The organism is Sphingomonas adhaesiva, assembly GCF_036946305.1.
Classification (GTDB): Bacteria; Pseudomonadota; Alphaproteobacteria; order Sphingomonadales; family Sphingomonadaceae; genus Sphingomonas; species Sphingomonas adhaesiva_B.
In genome coordinates this window covers 24,625-43,543 of the sequence record NZ_JAQIJJ010000008.1, presented here as the reverse complement: position 1 = coordinate 43,543, position 18,919 = coordinate 24,625, and the positions used below count along the sequence as shown (strand labels likewise).

The 18,919-nt window shown below is 70.7% G+C and carries 15 protein-coding genes; 3 read left to right on the top strand and 12 right to left on the bottom strand.

Annotated features, from left to right (window positions below; genetic code table 11):
* Positions 1 to 47: 47 nt before the first annotated feature.
* The 3 genes from PGN14_RS13765 to PGN14_RS13755 form a co-directional block, all read right to left on the bottom strand.
* On the bottom strand, positions 48 to 884 hold the full coding sequence (locus PGN14_RS13765; RefSeq protein WP_335300156.1) for an outer membrane protein: 837 nt from the start codon (positions 882 to 884) through the stop codon (positions 48 to 50).
* An 85-nt stretch (positions 885 to 969) separates the two neighbouring features.
* Complete coding sequence (locus PGN14_RS13760) at positions 970 to 1,980, bottom strand: ferritin-like domain-containing protein (RefSeq protein WP_335300155.1); 1,011 nt, start codon at positions 1,978 to 1,980, stop codon at positions 970 to 972.
* Between the two features lie 55 nt (positions 1,981 to 2,035).
* Positions 2,036 to 3,007 carry a ferritin-like domain-containing protein gene (locus PGN14_RS13755; protein ID WP_335300154.1) on the bottom strand — a complete coding sequence of 324 codons (972 nt, stop codon included), beginning with the start codon at positions 3,005 to 3,007 and terminating at the stop codon, positions 2,036 to 2,038.
* 115 nt (positions 3,008 to 3,122) lie between these two features.
* Here PGN14_RS13755 and PGN14_RS13750 point away from each other — a divergent pair, with 115 nt between their 5' ends.
* Together PGN14_RS13750 and PGN14_RS13745 are read left to right on the top strand one after the other, a co-directional pair.
* On the top strand, positions 3,123 to 3,734 hold the full coding sequence (locus PGN14_RS13750) for a sigma-70 family RNA polymerase sigma factor (protein WP_335300152.1): 612 nt from the start codon (positions 3,123 to 3,125) through the stop codon (positions 3,732 to 3,734).
* Positions 3,724 to 4,431, top strand: a complete 708-nt coding sequence (locus PGN14_RS13745) for an anti-sigma factor (protein ID WP_335300149.1) — start codon at positions 3,724 to 3,726, stop codon at positions 4,429 to 4,431. Before PGN14_RS13750 ends, PGN14_RS13745 begins: the two co-directional genes overlap by 11 nt.
* A gap of 30 nt (positions 4,432 to 4,461) precedes the next feature.
* Here the strand turns inward: PGN14_RS13745 and PGN14_RS13740 are convergent, their stop codons facing one another.
* From PGN14_RS13740 to PGN14_RS13710, 7 genes are all read right to left on the bottom strand, one after another.
* Positions 4,462 to 4,860 (bottom strand): hypothetical protein, encoded by a 399-nt coding sequence (locus tag PGN14_RS13740; RefSeq protein ID WP_335300147.1) that lies wholly within the window; start codon positions 4,858 to 4,860, stop codon positions 4,462 to 4,464.
* Positions 4,861 to 5,208: 348 nt separating this feature from the next.
* On the bottom strand, positions 5,209 to 5,820 hold the full coding sequence (locus PGN14_RS13735) for a TetR/AcrR family transcriptional regulator (RefSeq protein WP_443019518.1): 612 nt from the start codon (positions 5,818 to 5,820) through the stop codon (positions 5,209 to 5,211).
* Between the two features lie 64 nt (positions 5,821 to 5,884).
* Complete coding sequence (gene nagE / locus PGN14_RS13730; protein ID WP_335300144.1) at positions 5,885 to 7,570, bottom strand: N-acetylglucosamine-specific PTS transporter subunit IIBC; 1,686 nt, start codon at positions 7,568 to 7,570, stop codon at positions 5,885 to 5,887.
* Complete coding sequence (gene ptsP / locus PGN14_RS13725; protein ID WP_335300143.1) at positions 7,567 to 10,053, bottom strand: phosphoenolpyruvate--protein phosphotransferase; 2,487 nt, start codon at positions 10,051 to 10,053, stop codon at positions 7,567 to 7,569. Before ptsP ends, nagE begins: the two co-directional genes overlap by 4 nt.
* 19 nt (positions 10,054 to 10,072) lie before the next feature.
* Entirely contained in the window at positions 10,073 to 11,224 is a 1,152-nt protein-coding gene (gene nagA, locus PGN14_RS13720; protein ID WP_335300142.1) for an N-acetylglucosamine-6-phosphate deacetylase, read from the bottom strand.
* The gene (locus PGN14_RS13715; RefSeq protein ID WP_335300288.1) at positions 11,221 to 12,225 is read right to left on the bottom strand and encodes an SIS domain-containing protein; all 1,005 of its coding nucleotides are present in this window, start codon (positions 12,223 to 12,225) and stop codon (positions 11,221 to 11,223) included. Before PGN14_RS13715 ends, nagA begins: the two co-directional genes overlap by 4 nt.
* Before the next feature lie 63 nt (positions 12,226 to 12,288).
* Complete coding sequence (locus PGN14_RS13710) at positions 12,289 to 13,059, bottom strand: GntR family transcriptional regulator (RefSeq protein ID WP_335300140.1); 771 nt, start codon at positions 13,057 to 13,059, stop codon at positions 12,289 to 12,291.
* 81 nt (positions 13,060 to 13,140) lie between these two features.
* Here PGN14_RS13710 and PGN14_RS13705 point away from each other — a divergent pair, with 81 nt between their 5' ends.
* Positions 13,141 to 14,799: a tetratricopeptide repeat-containing sulfotransferase family protein gene (locus PGN14_RS13705; RefSeq protein ID WP_335300138.1), complete on the top strand. Its 1,659-nt coding sequence runs from the start codon at positions 13,141 to 13,143 to the stop codon at positions 14,797 to 14,799.
* A 4-nt stretch (positions 14,800 to 14,803) separates the two neighbouring features.
* On the opposite strand, the gene PGN14_RS13700 is transcribed toward PGN14_RS13705, so the two are convergent.
* Together PGN14_RS13700 and PGN14_RS13695 are read right to left on the bottom strand one after the other, a co-directional pair.
* A complete protein-coding gene (locus tag PGN14_RS13700) occupies positions 14,804 to 15,958 on the bottom strand; it encodes an acyltransferase family protein (RefSeq protein WP_335300136.1) in 1,155 nt (384 codons plus the stop codon).
* A gap of 21 nt (positions 15,959 to 15,979) precedes the next feature.
* Complete coding sequence (locus tag PGN14_RS13695; RefSeq protein WP_335300135.1) at positions 15,980 to 18,739, bottom strand: TonB-dependent receptor; 2,760 nt, start codon at positions 18,737 to 18,739, stop codon at positions 15,980 to 15,982.
* Positions 18,740 to 18,919 lie beyond the last annotated feature (180 nt).

Below are 18,919 nucleotides of genomic sequence, written 5' to 3'. Positions count from 1 at the left end.
GGCGGGCGACGCTGGATCGCGCCCCCCGCCGTCGGTTCGGCATTCCGTTAGAAGCGGAACGCCACCGTCGCGCGCATCGAATGCCAGCGGAACTTGTCGTCCGAGCGGATGAAGTCGGTGCCGGTGGCGGTGCCGCCGTTGTTGGCGTTGGTGAAGGGCGTGCCGGCGGGGCCGGCGGCGCGCACGACATAATCGTCGTCACGATATTGATGATAGAGATATTCGAGGCCGATCGAGAAACTGCCGATGCGCTGCTCGATGCCGCCGCCGGCCTGATAGCCGAACTGGTCGCGCTTTCCGCGTCCGCTGAAGGTGTTGGTCGTGTTGGTCGAGCCGAAGGCACGGTCGATCCGCGCATAGCCGGGCCCGAACGTGCCGTAGAACAGGGTGGTGTTGTTGGGGGTGAAGCCGGCACGCGCGCGGATGCCCGCCTCCCAGTCGATCCCGCGATTGAAGACATAGCTGGCGGGGGTACTGGAGAAGGCGGTGACCGCATCGGTGATGTTGGTGGTGCCGAACTCGCCCACCACGCCGACGACCAGCGCGCCGCGCTGCGCATCGAGGCCGATGCGCCCGTAATAGGCCCAGTCGTCCTTGTCGTTGGTACACGCCCCGCCCGCGCCGGGGCTCAGCTGGTTCGCCGCCGACCCGTTGCAGAAGCCGGGCGAGAAGGCGTCCGCCCCCGACCCGGTGCGCACGACATCGCCGAACCGGCCGTCGAGGTTGCGGTCGAACAGCACGCCCGAGCCGCCGTCGTTGGACTGGACGTCATAGCCGCCGGCGGCGCCGATATAGAGGCCGTTGAACCCGCCATCCTCCTGCGCGGCGGCGGGAACGGCGAGGAGGAGCGACAGCGCACCGGCTGCCGAAACGAGCATCTTCATCGAATATCTCCCTTTTGCATCAAAGGGCGGAAGGGCCGTTCGTCGCCCTCCCGCCACACGTCCTGGATCGGTCCGACGGCGCGCGTCAGGGCAGCCCCACCCGCAGCGTGGGGTTGGGATTGTTGGTTCCGTTGGGGAAGAAGCCGCCGCCGGTTCGGTTCGCACCGCTGGTGTTGAGATAGACGATGTTATGCACCTGCTGGCTGTTGCGGCTGTAGGCGATCGCGTCGCCATCGGCGGGGACGAGGTTCGCGCCGCCGCCGCTGGTGGTCAGCCCCTGATCGGTATCGCCGCCCTGATCGAGCTGGTCGCGCGCGTCGGAGATGCGCCCCGCCGCGGTGATCAGCGTGGGCGTGGCGACGCCCTTGGCATAGAGGACGGTGCGGACCAGCCCCGCGTGATACGCCTCCGCCGCCAGGATGCCCGCGGCCGCCTCCAGGAACACCTTGCTGCTCAGCAGCGGCGCGGCACCCTTGTACGCGGTGACGCCGACATCCTCGAACAGATAGGCGCCCAGCAGGAAATTCTCCGGCGAGGAATAGGGATTGAACGTCTCGTTTGCGCCGACCACGCCCGCGGCGCGCGCCGCCGCGGTGAACGCGCCGCTGGCGTCACCGGAAATGTTGATGTTGGGCATCGCGATCGCTGCCGATCCCAGTGCGGTGCGCAGGAAGACGACATGCGCCAGTTCGTCCGCGGCGATCTCGCGCGCATAGGCGCCGACCAGCGGGTCCGCGGCGAAATTGACCGCCGCGCCGCCGGTGACGGTGCCGCCCGCGGTGCCGCTGCCACTCGCGGTCAGGCTGGAGGAGAGCCCGGCGCCGTTGACGGCATAGGCGTAGAATTGTGCCTCCAGATATTCGAGGTTGAGCGCGAGATTGAGGATGTCGCTGTCGGTGACCGCGGCCGGGGTCGGCGTGGGGGTGGGCGTCGGGTTGGGCGCATCGTCGCCGTCCGAGTCGAAGCAGCCGGCGAGCAAGGTGGCACTGCCGAGCGCCAGCGTGCTGCCGCCGGCGACCTTCAGGAACTGTCGTCGTGCCGCACGACGCGTTTCGGTGGCGGCGAGGATATCGAGAGCTTGGCGATGGTCGATCATGGGGGTCATCCCTGGAAAGAGGCGTTGGCGGGACCGCGACGAAGCGATCGCCGGCTCATGTGGTCGACCGGATGGTGCCGTTGACGCCATTGGGGAAGAAGCCGCCCATGGTCGTGGTCGCGGCGTTCAGATAGACGATGTTGAGCACCTGTCCCGTCGTCCGGCTATAGGCCAGGCCGTTGCTGTTGAGCGGTGCGATGTTGGAGCGCAGCGTGGTGCCGCTGCCGGCGGGGGCGATGCCCTGATCGTCGTCCGGGGCGATACCGCGCACCAGATCCTCGGTCGGCGCCCCGTCGAGCGTGTCGCGCGCGTTCGAGATGCGCTCCGTCGCGGTCACCAGATCCTGGATGCCCTTGGCATAGAGCGTCGTGCGCACGATCGCGGCGTGATACGCCTCCACCGCCAGAATGCCCGCGGCGGCCTCCAGGAAGGTCTTGTTGCCGATCAGCGGCGCCGCGCCCTTGTAGGCGGTGACGCCGACATCCTCGAAGATGAACGCGCCCAGCAGGAAGTCGTTGGGGCTGGCATAGGGGTTGAACGTCCCGTTCGCCGGGACCACCCCCGCCGCGCGCGCTGCCGCGGTGAACGGGCCGCTGGCATCGCCGGAGATGTTGATGTTGGGCATCGCCACCGCCGCACTGCCCAGCGCGGTGCGCAGGAAGTTGACATGCGCCTGTTCGTCCGCCGCGATCTCGCGCGCATAGGCGCCGACCAGCGCGTCGCCGGAGAAATCGACGCGTGCGCCGCCGGTGACGGTGCCGCCCGCCGCGCCGCTGCCGCTGGCGGTCAGATTCGCGGGCAGCCCGGCGCCGTTGACGGCGTAGAGATAGAATTGCGCCTCCAGATATTCGAGGTTCAGCGCGAAGTTCAGCACGTCGGCGTCGGTTACCGTGGACTGCGCCCGGGCCGGATCGCTGAAGACGAAGGCGGAGCCGGCGGCGCCCAGCGCGGCGGTGAAGAACGCGCGTCGCCCCTGGCGGCGATGCACGCGCGCGTCGAACGCGTCGACGACCAAATCCTGCTCCATCGTCACTTGGCTCCTCCCTTATGTACGCTCGCGGTCGGAACGGGTGTTCCGGCGCGAACGTATGAAGGTACGAAGCGCGAAGCCGCGCGGATGCAGCCACGGAAAAACAATCGGTATGCAGGAGAGTGAGCCATCCGGTGTCGGTGACGTCGCGTCACCCGATACGGAACGCCGCGCGGCGCTGGCGGCGGCATTGGCCGCGACCGGACTGCGCGACGGTGCCGCCTTCCGCAAGGTGTATCAGCTTACCTCCGCCAAGCTTTTTGGTATCTGCCTGCGCATCTGTGGAGAGCGGCAGGCCGCGGAAGATGTGTTGCAGGAAGTCTATCTCATCATCTGGCGCCGCGCCGCGAGCTTCGAGCCGTTGCGCTCCAGCCCGATCACCTGGCTGGCGACGATCGCGCGCAACCGGGCGATCGACTGGCGGCGCGCCAACGGCCATCCCCTGCCCCCGCCACCGGATGCCGAACCGCGCGCGGCGGTGGAGACGGCGGACGACGCGGCCCTCGCAGATGTCGCGATGATCGCGCGGGAGGATGCGCACCACGTCCACCGCTGTCTTGCGACGCTGGATCGCGGATCGCGCGACGCGATCCGCGCGGCCTTCCTGGACGGTGCCACCTATGCCGAACTGGCGGAACGCGCCGGCGTGCCGCTGGCGACCATGAAGAGCAGGGTGCGGCGCGGCCTGCTGCAACTACGCAAGCGCATGACCGATGACCTCTGATCCCCCCACCCCCTCCACGCAGGCGGCCGAACTGGCGCTGGGGCTGCTCGACGGCGACGAACGCGCCGCGGCGCTGCGGCGGGTGCTGTCCGATGCCGATTTCGCGCAGGAGGTCGCCTGGTGGCGCGAACAGTTCAGCGGGCTGCTCGACGATTATCCGCCGGTCGCGCCGACGACCGACCTGCTGCCGCGCGTCGATGAGGCGGCGGGCGCAGCCGTCATGCCGCAGGCGCCGCGACGGTGGGGATGGTTCACCGGGGGGCTGGTCAGCGGCGCGGTGGCGGCCTCGCTCGCCGCGGCGGTGATGATACCCCGGCCGGCACCGATCGTCGTACCCGCACCCGCCCCGGCCCCGGCCCCGGCCGCACCGCTGATCGCGGTGCTGGTCCCGTCCAACGCCGGCGCGCAGGCCCCGGTGGCGGCGTGGCTCGCGCGAAACGACGGCGCGCTGCGGTTGACCGCCGCGGTGCCGGTGCCACGCGGGCGTAGCGCGGAATTGTGGGCGATCGGTCCCGACAAGGTGCCGCACCCGCTCGGCCTGCTGTCCGCGACGGGCCGGTCCTCACAACTGACGGACCCGATGGCCGGCCTGAAGGAAGGCGACACGCTCGCGATCTCGATCGAGCCGCAGGGCGGCTCGCCGACCGGGGCGCCGACCGGTCCCGTCATCGCATCAGGCGTCGTCGTGATGACGTGAGCGCGGTGCGGCAACGCGCCCCGCCGACGTTCAGACGGGCAGCCCCTGTCGCAGGCGGGCGGTGACGATGCTGGCGGTGACCGTCTCATATTGATCGGTCGAAAAGCCGGCCCGGAAGAAGGCGCGCACCTCGCTGGCCGGCACCGCGAAGCCGCGATGCCAGGTCAGCACCGCCATCCGCCGCAACGCCTCCAGCCGCGGATCGGCGAGATGCGCCGGCTGGCGCCGCGTGCCGAACACCTTGCCCAGCGCGATCGACATGCGGCGGGGCCGCGACAGCGAGGACAGCCGGTCGCCGCGCGCGAGCGCCACCACCGACCATTCCAGCGCGCTCAGCCGCGCCTTCTCGCCGGCGGTCACCGCGGGCGGCGTGGCGATCGGGGCGGCATCGGCGAGCAGCAGGTCGCCGGAGAAATCCACATAGGCCATGAGGAACCTCCCTTGTTCGAGGCGCGCGCCGGCGGCGGCCGCGACCCACGCGGATCGCGACGGCACCGCCCGGCGGCGCTGATGTGTGGATGCGACGCTCCAGCCTCGCGTGACGGGCGCGCGAGCGGAAGGACGCGGAGAAATGGACGCGGAACCGGGGCGATCGCCGCCTAGAGCGCGATCACCCGTTCGACGGACAGGCGGGATTGCGTTGCACGATGCCCTCCCTTGGAGACACTGGGGAGCCGCTGGCCGGCCCCTCTTCTATACTGCATGGTATAGAAATCGCGGGGAGTGGCGTCAATCGCTTTCTATACCGCGCGGTAAATTATTTTGGGCGATCCGCCCTCAGTTGCTGGGCCACATCGTCAGGCTGGTCTCGACCACACGCTCCAGATCGGCGCGCGTCGCCCCCGACCCGGCCTGCACCGCCATTCCCTGCAGAATGGCATAGAGGTAGCTGGTGAGGCCCGGCACATCGACGTGCGCGGGCAGGTCGCCCTCGCGCTGCGCCTGTTCGAACCGCTCGACCAGCGCCGCCTGCGACGAATCGCGGCGCTGGATGACGTCGGCCTTGATCGACTCCGCCTCGGCACCGCACGCGGTCGCGCTGATGACGCCCAGGCAACCCTTCGGATCGCAGCTGCTCATCTGCGCATCGATCGCGCCGCGCATGAAATGCTCCGCCACCGCGCGCGCGGTCGGCTGCTTCAGCGCGGCACGCGTATATTCCAGCTTCTCGGATTCGTAGAGGTCGAGCGCCTTGTGGAACAAGGCTTCCTTGTTGCCGAACGCGGCATAAAGGCTGGGCTTGGTGATCCCCATCGCCCCGGTCAGGTCCGCCATCGAGGCGCCCTCATACCCCTTCGACCAGAACACGCCCAGCGCCGCCGCCAGCGCCCGATCGACGCAGAACTCACGGGGACGGCCTTTGACGGCAGGAACGGCGGACATTTCCATAACGGGCGGTATATAAAATACCGGGGCGGCATTCACAAGGCGCAAAACCCGGCTGGACGGGTCGTCACGCGGCGCGGTCGACCAGATCGTCCCTTTGCGATGCGGCGAACAGCAGGTGGAGCCGGCCGTCGAGCGGCAGCGCGAGGCGAATGCCCTGTGCAGCGAGTGCGGCATGGTCGATGGCGGTGGCGTCGCGCACCTCGACCACGACACGGCCCGGACGCCAGTGATGCGCGCGAACGTTCGACGCCCCGCCCAGCGCGGCGAGGAGCACGGGGGCGAGCGGTTCGTCGGCGGCCAGCGACGGCGACGGTGGTGCGATGGCCGTCGCGCCGCCCGCTGCCGCCTCGCGCATCTCCGATGCCACCGCGTCGGCGACCGGCCCCAGCACGACCTGTAGCATGGTCGGGGACGGGCGCAGCACCGCGCGCGCGCCCAGCACCTTCAACCGCGGCTCGTCCACCCGGCCCGGATCGGCCAGCACCAGCCGCAGCCGCGTCGTGCAGGCGCCGATCGTCGTCAGATTGGCCGCCCCGCCCAGCGCCGCGACGAACGCCGCGCCGCGATCACCCTCGGCAACCTGGCCATCGGCCGCGGCCGTCTCCACCTCGCGCCCCGGCGTCGCGAGGTTCCAGCGGCGGATTGCGAAGCGGAACGAGCCGTAATAGATCGCGGCATAGGCCAGCCCGACCGGCAACAACAGCAGCGGACGCGTCGCCTTTCCCAGGTTCAGCAGATAGTCGAGCAGCCCGGCCGAGAAGCCGAACCCCAGCCGCATGCCCAGCATATAGGTCAGCGCCATCGACACGCCGGTCAGCAGCGCATGCAGCAGGTACAGCGCGGGCGCGAGGAACATGAAGGAGAATTCGATCGGCTCGGTCACCCCGGTCAGCAGCGAGGTGAGCGCGAGGCTGAGCAGCATCCCGCCCACCGCGCGCCGCCGCTCCGGCCGCGCCTCATGATACATGGCGAGGCAGGCGGCGGGCAGGCCGAACATCATCACCGGGAAGAAACCGGTCATGAACGCCCCCGCACCGGGATCCCCGGCGAGGAAGCGGCGCAGGTCGCCGGTCGTGCCCTGATAGTCGCCGAGCACGAACCAGACGATGTTGTTCAGGATATGGTGCAGCCCGGTGACCAGCAGCAGCCGATTGAGCGCGCCATAGGCGAACAGCCCGAACGGACCTGCCGCGGCGATGCTCCAGCTCAGCCGGTCGATCCCAGTCGAGATCGCGCCATATCCCTCGCCCAGGACGAGCGCGATCGCGATCCCCGCGACGCCGCTGACGATCGGCACGAAGCGCCGGCCGCCGAAGAACGCGAGATAGTCGGGCAGGCGGATGCCCGCGAAGCGATTGTAGAACAGGCCGCCCGCTATGCCGGACAGGATCCCCATCGGCACGTCGAGCCGCCCGATCGCCTTCACCTTCCACGCCGCGATGGCAAGGTCGCCGGTGACGTCGGCCGGCGCCACCATCAAGGCCTGCGCCCCATTGCGCGACACGAGATAGCAGACGAGCGAGGCCAGCCCGGCCGCGCCATTGCCGTCGCGCGCCAGTTGCGTCGCGACGCCGATCGCAAACAACAGGCCGAGGTTGGCGAAGATCGCCTCCCCCGCGGTCGCGACGAACGCGATGTCGAGCAGGTCGGGCTGGCCCAGACGCAGCAGCAGCCCGGCGGCGGGCAGCACCGCGATCGGCAGCATCAGCGCGCGACCGAGCGCCTGCACCCCTTGCATCAACGCCTTCATGCCCTGGCCTCCCCCTGCGATGCGAAGGCGCGCGCCAGCCGGCGCACGTCCTCCGCCGTCTCCTGCGCCAGCGCGTCGCGTGCCAGCGCGCGGTACGCTTCCAGCGTCGCGGCATGGACCGCGGCCTTGATCTCCGGGACCCGCGCCGGCGTGGCGGACAATTCGGTCACGCCGAGGCCGACGAGGATCGGCACCGCGAGCGGATCGGACGCCAGCCCGCCGCACACCCCGGTCCAGCGCCCCTGCCCGGCCGCGCCGCGGCAGGTTGCGTCGATGAGCCGCAGCACCGCCGGGTGAAGCCCGTCGACCTGCGCGGCGACCGCCGGATTGCCGCGGTCCATTGCCAGCGCATATTGCGTCAGGTCGTTGCTGCCGATCGACAGGAAGTCGGCATGGCGCGCGAGCAGGTCCGCGGTCACCGCCGCCGCCGGCGTCTCGACCATGATCCCGACCTCGACTGGATGCGCGATGCCGAGCGCCGCGCGCAGGTGATCGACGCGCGCGCGCACGGCGACGATCTCCGCGACGCTCGCGATCATCGGCACCATGATGCGGCAGGTCGCGCCGGCGGACAGGATCGCGCGCAATTGCGTGTCGAGAAGGTCGGGGCGCGCCAGCCCGACGCGGATTCCGCGCAGCCCGAGCGCCGGATTGTCCTCCGCCGCCTGCGCCAGCCACGGCACCGGCTTGTCGCCGCCGATATCCAGCAGCCGCACGATCAGCGGTCGCTCGCCGAGCGCGCCGGCGATCGCGCGATAGCCGGCGGCCTGTTCCGCCTCGTCGGGCGGTGCGGCGCGATCGAGGAACAGGAATTCGGTGCGCAGCAGTCCGCACCCTTCCGCCCCGTTCGCCACCGCGGCGGCGGCATCCTCGACCGTCGCCAGATTGGCCATCACCGCGATCCGGGTTCCGTCGGCGGTGGCCGCAGGCGCCGCCGATGCCGCGCGCAGGGCGTCGCGTCGGATGCGCGCCGCATCGCGACGATCCGTCGCCGCGGCGAGGCTGGCAGTGTCGGGATCGGGCGTGATCAGCCCCGCGGTCGCGTCGAGGATCAGCGGCGTGCCGTCCGCCACGCGGTGCAGCGCCTCGCCCATGGCGACGATCGCGGGCAGGCCCAGTCCCGCCGCCAGAATGGCGACATGCGAGGTCGGCCCGCCACGCACCGAACACAGCCCGACCACCGCCCCGCCCTCCAGCGCGGCGACATCGGACGGCAGCAGGTCGTCGGCGAGCAGGATCGTGCCGGGCGCGAACTCCTGCCGCGCCGCCGGAGCCTCGCCATCCAGCGCGGCGAGCACCTGTCGCTCGATGTCGAGGAGATCGTCGGCGCGCTCGGCCATGCGCGGGTTGCCGGTGTCACGCAGCCGCGCCGCCTGTGCGCGGAGCGCGCGCCGCCACGCCAGCCCCGCGCTGCGCCCGGCGACGATGTCCGCGGCGGCGGCATCGTGCAGCGCGGGATCGTCGAGCAGTTCGCGATGCGCCGCCAGCACGGCGGCCGATGCCGCTGCCGTCTGCCCGGCCAGCCGCCGACGCACCGCCGCGATCGCGTCGTCCAACCGCCGTCGCTCGATCGCGACGCCCGCGCCGTCCTCCGCCACCACGCGATCCTCGCTCGCGAGCCAGCGGGCGGTGCCGATCGCGATGCCCGGCGCGGCCATGACGCCGCGCAACAGGCCGTCGTCGGGCGATGTCGGCACGGGCGGAGTTGGTGCGGGCGCCACCACCCCCTCCTCCATGCCGCTGTCGATCAATTCTGCCACCGCCGCGACCGCCGCCACGGCGTCGCCGCCCTGCGCCGCGATCCGGACCGTGTTGCCGGCCCGCACGTCGAGCGCGAGCATGGCGGTCACGCTGGTCGCGGGCGCATCGGTGCCGGCCTTTCCGATCGTGAGTGCCGCGTCGAAGCCGCGCGCGAGCGCGGCGATGCGCGCCGCCGGCCGGGCGTGGAGGCCATGCGGCAGCGACACGGTAACGAGGCGCTCGGCCGTCGTACCGGTGTCGACCGATGCCGCCGCCACCGGGCTCCGCGGTTCGACCACCAGCAGCGGATCGCCCACCTCCACCCCGCGCGCGACATGCCGCTCGACCACCGCGAAGGCATCGGGATCGGTGAGCAGCATCGGCGTCGCCATCGACGGCGCGGTCGCCAGCAGGCGATCGAGATCGAAGGAGATCAGCCGCTCGCCCGCGCGCACCGCCTGCCCTGCCGCGACATGCGCGACGAAGCCCTCGCCGTCCAGCGCGACCGTATCGATGCCGAGGTGCAGCAGGATCTCCGCGCCATTGTCGGCGCGCAGCGACACCGCGTGGCGCGCGGCATGGACCGATACGATCGTGGCGTCGCACGGCGCGTGCAGGCTCGATCCCACCGGATCGATCGCGGCGCCCTCCCCCATCAGTCGCCCCGCGAAGACCGGGTCGGGCACCTCCTCCAGCGGCATGGCCCAGCCGCGCAGCGGGGAAACAAGGGTCAATCGTGCCACGCGCCGTCCTCTCCCGATCCTAGGCCGCGTGCACGACCCGCTCGCCGCCGATCCACACGCCCCGCACGCGCCAGTCGGCGTCGAGCCACACCCAGTCGGCGCGCAATCCGGGCGCCAGCGCGCCGCGCTCATGCGACAGGCCCAGGAAGGCGGCCGGATGGGTCGCCGCCATCGCCGCCGCCGCAGCGGGCGCCACGCCGACCTCGCGCACCATGTTCGCCACCGCCCGCGCCATGTCGAGGTCGGAGCCGGCGAGCGTCCCGTCCTCGCCCCGGCACACGCCGTCCGCGACATGGATACGGCGACCGTAGAGCGTGAAGTCCTTCTCGCGCGCGCCGACGCTGGGCATCGCATCGGTCACCAGCATCGCCTTGTCCGCCGGCAATGCGCGCACCGCGACGCGCAGCGCGGCGGGATGGACGTGGACGCCATCCGCGATCAGCCCGCACCAGGCGCTGCCCGCGTCGAGCGCGGCGCCGACCATCCCGGGCGCGCGATGGCCGAGCGGCGACATCGCGTTATAGAGGTGCGTCACCCCGCTGACCCCGGCGGCGAAGCCGGCCATCGCCTGCTCGTAGGTCGCGTCGCTATGCCCGGCGGACACGCGCACCCCGGCCGCGGCGAGCGCCGCGATATCCGCGCCGTCGCATTGTTCGGGCGCCAGCGTCACCATCACGCGACCCCGCCGCGGCGCGGTCAACAGCGCGATCGTCGCGGCATCGAGGCGGCGGAACATCGCCGGGTCGTGGATCCCCTTGCGCACGGGGTTGAGGAACGGCCCCTCGACATGGATGCCGACGATGCCGGGCACCCCCGCCGCGATCGCCGCATCGACGGCGTCGAGCGCCGCCGCCACCTGCGCCGGCGTGTCGCTGATCAGCGTCGGCAGCAGCGCGGTCGTGCCATAGCGGCGGTGTGCGGCGGCGATCGCGGCGATGCCCTCGACGCTCATGTCGGTGTTGAACAGCACGCCGCCGCCGCCGTTCACCTGCGTGTCGACGAAGCCCGGCAGCAGCCAGCCGCCGTCGAGGTCGATCGCCGCATCCGCCCCCGCCACATCGATCGCCACCTCGATCGCCGCGATCCGGTCGCCGTCGAGCGCGATCGCGGCGCCCGGCAGCACGCCCGCGGGCGTCACCACCCGGCCACCGGTGAAGATCCATCGCGTCATAGCGTGCGCGTCACCTTGGAGAGGTGCGGCGGGCGGTCGGGGTCGAGCCCGCGCGCCAGCGCCACCGCATTGGTGAGGCGGTAGAAGCTCTGGAGCATCAGCAGCGGCTCGATCGCCGGATGCGTCGCGCGCGCCGGCAGGTCGCCGCCTCCGCCCGCGTCCGCCAGCCGCACGATCGCGCCGCGCGCCGCAAACTCCCGCGCGACCGCGCGCACCGCATCCCCCGCGGCATCCGACGTGGCGAAGGCGAGCACGGGAAAGCCCGCGCGCACGATCGTCATCGGGCCGTGCCGCACCTCCGCCGCGCTGAACGCCTCGGCATGGAGCGCAGCGGTCTCCTTCAGCTTCAGCGCCGCCTCCTGCGCGATGCCGAAGCCATAGCCGCGGCCGAGCACGAACAGGCTCGACGCCGCGACCAGCGGCGCCTCCGCCGCGCTCCAGTCAAGCGCGAAGGCGTCGGACAAATGGTCCGGCAATGCCCGTACCGCCGCGGCCAGCGCCGCATCGCGCGCCCAGGCCGCCGCGAGGGCGGCCAGTCCGGCCATCGCCACCAGGCACGACTTGGTCGCCGCCACGGAGCGTTCGGCGCCGGCCTCCAGCGGCAGCAGCGTGTCGGCCATCTGCGCCAGCGGCGATGCGGCGTCGTTGACCAGTGCGACGACCAGCGCCCCGGCGCGCTGGTGCGCGGCGACGGTGGCGATCAGGTCGGGACTGCGCCCCGATTGCGACATGGCGATCACCAGCCGCTCCGCGCCCTGCGCGACCGGCGCAGCGAAGACGGAGGCGATCGAGGGCGCGGCGGAGGCGACGGGGATGCCCAGCGCGGTCTCCAGCACGTACTTGCCGTAGGTCGCGGCATGATCCGACGATCCGCGCGCGCAGGTGACGATCGCCGCGGGCGGCGCGGCGCGCAGGCGGTCCGCCAGCGCATCGATGGCTGCGGCATTGGTCGACAGGAAGCGCGCGACCGCTGCCCCAGCCTGCCCGGCCTCGGCGAGCATCAGCGTCGTCGCATCACGGCTCACGTCCCAAGAGTCTCCGATAGATCTGCTATTGGTCCTATATTAGACCTCTACCAGCTCCGCAACAAAGTCATAGGCGTCGCCGCGGTAATAGGACAACGTGAGCTCCGCCGCGCGACCGTCCGCCAGGAAGCTGCGCCGCTCGATCAGCAGCCCGGCATGGCCCGGCGCGACGTCGAGCAGCGTCGCCTGTTCCTCGGCGAAGGGCGCGGCACGCAACCGTTGCAGCGCGCGCGCGGGCCGCGCGCCGGCCGCATCCAGCGCGACGTAGAGCGAGTCCGCCACCGCCTCCAGCGAGGGCAGGCAATAGGCCGGAACCGTGGAATATTCGACCGCCAGCGGCCGCTCGTCCGCGAGGCGCAGGCGGTGGAAGCGATAGACCGGCGTCCCCGGCGACAGCGCCAGCGACAGCGCTTCTTCCGGGGTCACCTGCCCCTGCGATCGCCCGAGCCACCGGCTCGACGGGCGCGATCCGCGCGCCAGCATGTCCTGGGTGAAGGACGACAGGCCGGAGAAGCTCTTCTCCACCCGCCCCGGCGCGGCGGCGGCGGTCGCGGCCGCGGTCTTCGCGACGAAGGTTCCGGCCCCGCGCCGCGGCACCAGCAACCCTTCGTCGCTGAGCGCGGCGATCGCGCGGCGCACGGTGATGCGCGAGATACCGTAATCGGCACACAACTCGCGCTCGCTCGGCAGCGCTTCCTGATCCATCAGCACGTCCCGCGCGATCGCGTCACGCAGCAGCGTGGCGAAGCGGAGATAGAGCGGGCCGGTGCCATCCGCCGGCAGCGCACCGATCCGATCCTTGAACGCCATGTCGCCCCGCTTCCCACCCTCTTCCCGACGTCCACTCACCTACCATTGTCGGATGGCAGATGAAAATGGCACGGATCGGTCATGTCCGCTCCGTCCCAGACCGCGATCGAGTCGCTGCGCAACGCCGTCCTGGCCGGGCAGGCCGCGGAGGCGCGACGGCACCTCGTCGCGTTGATGGCGACCCACCCGGACGACGCCGACCTCCTCGACGTGGCCGCCGGCGCGGCCGAGGCCTGCGGGGACATGGCCGCGGCCGAACGGCACCTGCGCCACCTCGTGACGGTCGTGCCGCACGCAGGGTGGGCACGCGACGAACTGGCGCACTTCCTGCTGCGCCATGGACGTGCCGAGGAGGCGGAGGCGGTGGCGCGCGCGACGCTCGCGGACATGCCCGACGATGCCGCCGCCCATGCCTTCGTCGGGCAGCGGCTGGCGCTGCGCGAGGCATTGCCCGAGGCGATCTGGCATCTGCGCGCGGCGGTGCGCCACGCCGCACCCGGCGATCGCGCCGCGATCCTGCCCGAGCTGGGCCGCGCCTTGCTGCGCTCCGGGCGGCTTGACGACGCGCGGGCGCTCGCCGCCGCGATGCCCGCCTCGTTCGAGGCGTCCGCGCTCGCCACGGAAGCGGCCGAGCAGGCGGGCGACGCGGACGCGGCCGCGGCGGCCTTCGCGCGGTTGCGGACGCTGGCGGCGCCGCTCGGCCGCGACGTGTCGCTGCTGGGGCTTTGCGTCCTGGCGATGGCCGATCGCTGGCGCGAGGCGCTGGCGCAGCTCGACCGCCTGCCCGGCGAGGTGGGCGGCGGCGCGCTCCTGCTGCGCGGGCGGCTGCGCGAGCGCGCGGGCCGCCATGCCGAGGCGTGGGCGGACTTCGTCGCGGGCAAGGCGCGGCTGGCGCGTCCACACGATCGCCGCGCCGCGGCGGCGACGTTCGCCACGCTCGCGCGCTGGCCCGCTGGCCTTCGCGGCGCCGCCGTCCGCAGCGACGTGGCGCAGCCGATCTTCGTCATGGGCATGCCGCGGTCGGGCACGACATTGATGGAGCAGATCCTCTCGGCGCATCCCGATATCCGCGCCGGCGGCGAGCTGCCCTTCGCCGCCGAGCTGCGCGACGCCGCGGCCGCGATGCTGGGCGCGGAGGGGCCGGGCGGGCTGCGCATCGCCGACCGACACCACCTGCCAGCACTGTTCCGCGACCTCTATCTTGCGCGCGCCGACACCCATGGCCTGACGCAGGGTGTGCGCTTCTTCACCGACAAGATGCCGTTGAACGAGGTCTATACCCCGCTGCTGCGGCTCGCCTTTCCCGCCGCGCCGATGATCCTGATGCGCCGGCATCCGCTCGACGTGCTGGTGTCGATGATGGCGCACGACATGACGCATGGCGGGAATTGCGCCTATCGGCTCGACGATGCGGCGCATCATCTCGCGGCGGTATCGGCGCTGGTCGAGCGCTATCGCGAGCGGCTGTCGCCCGGCTTCACGACCGTGCGGTACGAACGGCTGGTCGCGGACGGTCCGACGGAGATCGCGCGGGTGATGGCGGCGGTCGGGCTGGCGCAGGACGCCGCGCAGCTCGCGTTCCATCGCCAGTCGCGCCACGCGCCGACGCCCAGCCATGCGCAGGTGCGCGAGCCGCTCCATACGCGATCGGTCGAGCGCTGGCGCGCCCATGCGTCCGCGCTCGCGCCCGTCGTGCCGGTCGTGGCGGCGGCGATGGCGTGGGACGGCTACGAAGCGTGACCGTTCAGACGCGCAGATACCAGCCGCGCCGGTCCATATAGGCGATCGGATACCAGACGATCAGGACGAAGATCGCCACCGGCGCCAGCGCCGCAACCTGCGTGCCGACGACCGGCGCCAGCAGCTTGAACGGCGCCTGGATCGCATCGCCGGTCAGGATGATCGAGGCCAGGTCGTGCAGCACATAGGCGGCGATCGCGTTACGCCCGAAACTGCCCAGCAGGTCACCATTCGTCGCGGGCCGGTCGTCGCGATCTAACCACCAGTGGAACGCGCCGAGCAACGCCACCGTCAGCCCCGCCGACAGCAGGACGAAGCTGCTGGTCCACAGGTTCTTGGCGATCGGGAAGACGAAACCCCACAGCAACCCCGCCGCCATGCCCGCCACCCCCGCGAGCAGCAGCCGCTTCGCCGCGACGGGCACGGGCAGGCCGCGACGGATATAGTCGCCGGCAAGCGTCCCGATCAGCCCCTGCGCGATCGCCGGCAGCGTGCTCAGCACGCCCTCGGGATCGTAGCCGTCCGGCCCCTTCACGTAGCGCCAGTTGCCGAACACGCCGCGATCGACCCAGGATACGAGATTGTGCCCCTGCACCCATAGATCGGTCGGCGCGCCGCCGGGGATCGGCATCAGGCACAGGAGCCAATAGCCCAGCAGCAGCCCGCCCGTGAGGAGCGCACGCCCCCGCTCGCCCAGCCGCGGATAGAGCAGCGCGCAGATCGCGAAGACGATGCCGATCCGCTGCAACACGCCGGGCAGCCGCGGCACGTAGCGGTGGAAATCCGCCAGGAAGAACATATGGCCGAGCAGCAGGCCGAGCAGGATCATCCGTCCCGCGCGCGCCAGCACGCGCCGCGTCGCCGGCCCGCTCGCCGCATCGCCCTTCGCGGAGATCGCGATCGAGACGCCGACCATCGTCAGGAACGCGGGAAAGACGGTGTCCGCCAGCGTGAAGCCGGCCCAGTCGGCGTGCAGGAGCAGCGGGAACACCGGCTTGTCCAGCCCCTGCACCCCCGCGGTGGCGTTGACGGTGATCATCCCCGCGACGGTCAGCCCGCGCAGCAGGTCGAGCGAGCGCAGCCGCCGCCCGGCGCGGTCGTGCGGATCGCGCGGGCCGGTCGCCTGCGGTCCGATGGCGGGAGCGGCGGCTGCGGTCATGTCATCCTCTCCCGCTATGGCTCAGAAGGTCAGCCTTGCACCGACATAGACGGTGCGGCCGTTGTCGTAATAGGCCCGCGGGACCGCGGGATCGCCGACGAAATAATAGAGCTTGGCGTTGGTGATGTTCTGCGCGTCGGCGCTGAGCGCCAGATATTTCGTGAGATGTACCAGCAGCGATCCGTCGAGCTGCCCGAAATCGTCCTGCCACATCGGCGTGGCGCGATCGATGCCGGAGCGGAACTTGGAGCGATAGCTGTAGGCGAGGCGGGTGCTGACGCGATCGTTCTCGAAATAGCCGGTCAGGTTCCAAGTGTGCTTCGAATTGCCGTCGATCTCGCGGCTGAAATGGTCGGCGGCGGTGACGGCGTCCTTGTCCTTCTTCGCATCCGAATAGGTGTAGTTGGCGATGAAGCCGAAGCCCCGGCCGATCGGCTGCTGCCAGTTGACCTCGACGCCCTTGTTGGTCCCGCCGCCGCCGTTGACGGGCGCCTCGACGATGAAATTGGCGCCGTTGGGGTGCAGGACGGTGCGATAGAAGCGCGTCGTGGTGGTGGTCGTGATGTAATTCTGGATGTCGAGCCCGAACACGCCGACCGAGAACAGCGCCTGCGGGCCGTAATAGAATTCGGCGGCGAGGTTGAACTGCCACGCGCGGAACGGATCGAGGTCCGGATTGCCGCCCGCGCTGCCCGACAGGCTGAGGTCGTCGACGCTGAACGCGCCGGCGAGCTGGGCATAGCCGGGGCGCGACATCACCTTCGCCGCGGCGGCGCGCAGCAGCAGCTTGTCGGTGGCGTTGTAGGTGAAGTTGGCGCTGGGCAGCACGTCCCAATAGCCGCGCCCCGCCTTCACCTCGCCGAAGTCGCCGAACTTGTTGCTGATCGTCGGCGCAACGTTGGGCGAATATTGCAATGTGTCGATATCGGTGCGGATCGTGCGCAGCCCGATGTTGCCACGCCAGTTGCGGTCGTTGCCGATCTTCGCCATCGCGTAGAAGGCGGTGTCGTCTTCCTTCACGGAGAAGCTCGACGGCGGATAGAAGGCTTCGGTTGATCCGCCGCGGGTCTTCAGGATGGCGTCGATCTTCGCCCGGCTGGCGAGCGAATAGCGTCCGGCGATGCCGATGCGGCGGCCGAAATCGGCGGGCGTGGTGGCGCCGTCATAGACGTCGTACAGACCGATCTGGCTGGTGCCCGACGCGCCGTTCTGCGGATCGGCGAGCGGGGTTTCGTTGCCGGCCCAGATGACGCCGGTCGCATTCACCGCGCGCGTGTGATGGGTGTAGCGCGCGCCGGTCTTGATCGCGCGCAGCCAGGCCGAGTCCTCGATGACCTGCTCCAGGTCGAGCTGCGCGTAGAATTCCTTGTCGGGCGAAATGGTCGCGCCGCCCCAGGTGCCGCTGAAGGAATTCTTCAGATACGCGGTCGACGTGGGATCGGTCGGCAGCCCCGGATAGGTCACCTCCGCCCGCTTGCCCGCGAAGGCATAGGTCATGCCGGTCTGCCAATAGCTCTCCCACGCGTCCGACGAGGTCGTCTCGCCGCGACCTTCGGTATAGCCCAGCGTGCCGTGGACGCCGAGGCCGTCCGCCGGGCGCCAGGTGGCATCCAGCGTGCCGTTGAAGGTGGAGGAGAAAGCGGTGCGGAAGATGTCGTCCTGTACCCGCCCATAGGCCGGCGTCCCGCCCGCCCCGGTCGCGCGCCAGGCGGCGGAGGTCAGATAGGTGATCCCCTCGTAATCGGCGGTGGTATAGGCGCCGAGCGCATAGCCGGGGATGCCGGGCGTGGAATTCTCCGTCACCAGCTTGCTCGTCCACGCCATGCTGTTCACGTTGACGTTGTCGGCGCTCATCCGCGTGTAGAGGCCGGTCGCCACCAGGTCGAGCGTGTCGGTCGGCTTGAACTGGATGGTGACGGTGCCGCCCTTGCGGATCCGCTCCTGCGTGAAATAGGCCGCGCCGATCAGCGCCGGATAGGCGACGGTCTTGCCGGTGCCGTTGAAATCCTCCTGCGTCGCATAGCCCAGGAACTCCTGCCCGTCGCGGCGGAAGGAGCGCGCCTCGTAGAAGCCGGCGGCGAGGATGCCGAGCGTGCCGGCCGCGTTCTTCCAGCTCGCCACCGCCGACACCTGCGGCTTCCACTTGTCGGACAGGTCGTTGTACACCTCCTGCGCGGTCAGGTTGAACGTGCCCGACGGCAAGTCCAGCGGCATGCGGCTGTGGACGTTGATCGTGCCGCCGATGCCGCCCTCCGGAATGTCGGCCTGCGCGCTCTTATAGACTTCCAGGCTGCCGACGATCTCGGACGGGAACATGCTGAAGTTGAAGCTGCGGCCGCCATTCGCCTGATCGAGCACGAACCAGTCGCCCGTCGCCAGACTGTGCCCGTCGAGCAGCGTCAGGTTCAGTTCCGGATCGGTGCCGCGGATCGAGACCGACTGGTTCTCGCCGAACCCGCCCGCCGCCGCCGTGCCGGTGACGACGTTGACGCCGGTCAGCCGCCCCAGCGAGTCCGCGACGTTCTTGTCCGGAAACTTGCCGATGTCCTGCGCGGTGATGACCTCGGACACCATGTCCGACTTGCGCTTCTGGTTCAGCGACGCCTGGATCGAGGCGCGGATGCCGGTCACCACGATATCGTCGGACGCCTGGTCGTCGGCGCGATCGGCGGCGGACGGTTTGGTCGACGGTACGGTGGACGGCTGGGTTTGGGCGAGTGCGGGCACCGATACGGTCAGTGCGAGGACGCTGACGGACGACAGGATTGCCTTGACGGTCATGGAAGCCCCCTTCCGATTTGCTCTATATTGGCATTGGATCGGTTGGCTTGCTGCCGTGATGGACTCGAACCGCTGCCCGGTAGAGCACGAAAGTAATCATTTGCAGCTCTAGATCGCAAGACAAATGTTGCGCCTTTGTGTCTGGGCATGGCCGTGAAGTCATATTTTGGTATTGTATTA

Bases quoted from the DNA above. Each gene is read 5' to 3' on its own strand.
- PGN14_RS13765 (WP_335300156.1), bottom strand. From the start codon at position 884: ATGAAGATGCTCGTTTCGGCAGCCGGTGCGCTGTCGCTCCTCCTCGCC.
- PGN14_RS13760 (WP_335300155.1), bottom strand. From the start codon at position 1,980: ATGATCGACCATCGCCAAGCTCTCGATATCCTCGCCGCCACCGAAACG.
- PGN14_RS13755 (WP_335300154.1), bottom strand. From the start codon at position 3,007: ATGGAGCAGGATTTGGTCGTCGACGCGTTCGACGCGCGCGTGCATCGC.
- PGN14_RS13750 (WP_335300152.1), top strand. From the start codon at position 3,123: ATGCAGGAGAGTGAGCCATCCGGTGTCGGTGACGTCGCGTCACCCGAT.
- PGN14_RS13745 (WP_335300149.1), top strand. From the start codon at position 3,724: ATGACCTCTGATCCCCCCACCCCCTCCACGCAGGCGGCCGAACTGGCG.
- PGN14_RS13740 (WP_335300147.1), bottom strand. From the start codon at position 4,860: ATGGCCTATGTGGATTTCTCCGGCGACCTGCTGCTCGCCGATGCCGCC.
- PGN14_RS13735 (WP_443019518.1), bottom strand. From the start codon at position 5,820: ATGGAAATGTCCGCCGTTCCTGCCGTCAAAGGCCGTCCCCGTGAGTTC.
- nagE (WP_335300144.1), bottom strand. From the start codon at position 7,570: ATGAAGGCGTTGATGCAAGGGGTGCAGGCGCTCGGTCGCGCGCTGATG.
- nagA (WP_335300142.1), bottom strand. From the start codon at position 11,224: ATGACGCGATGGATCTTCACCGGTGGCCGGGTGGTGACGCCCGCGGGC.
- PGN14_RS13715 (WP_335300288.1), bottom strand. From the start codon at position 12,225: ATGCTCGCCGAGGCCGGGCAGGCTGGGGCAGCGGTCGCGCGCTTCCTG.
- PGN14_RS13710 (WP_335300140.1), bottom strand. From the start codon at position 13,059: ATGGCGTTCAAGGATCGGATCGGTGCGCTGCCGGCGGATGGCACCGGC.
- PGN14_RS13705 (WP_335300138.1), top strand. From the start codon at position 13,141: ATGTCCGCTCCGTCCCAGACCGCGATCGAGTCGCTGCGCAACGCCGTC.
- PGN14_RS13700 (WP_335300136.1), bottom strand. From the start codon at position 15,958: ATGACCGCAGCCGCCGCTCCCGCCATCGGACCGCAGGCGACCGGCCCG.
- PGN14_RS13695 (WP_335300135.1), bottom strand. From the start codon at position 18,739: ATGACCGTCAAGGCAATCCTGTCGTCCGTCAGCGTCCTCGCACTGACC.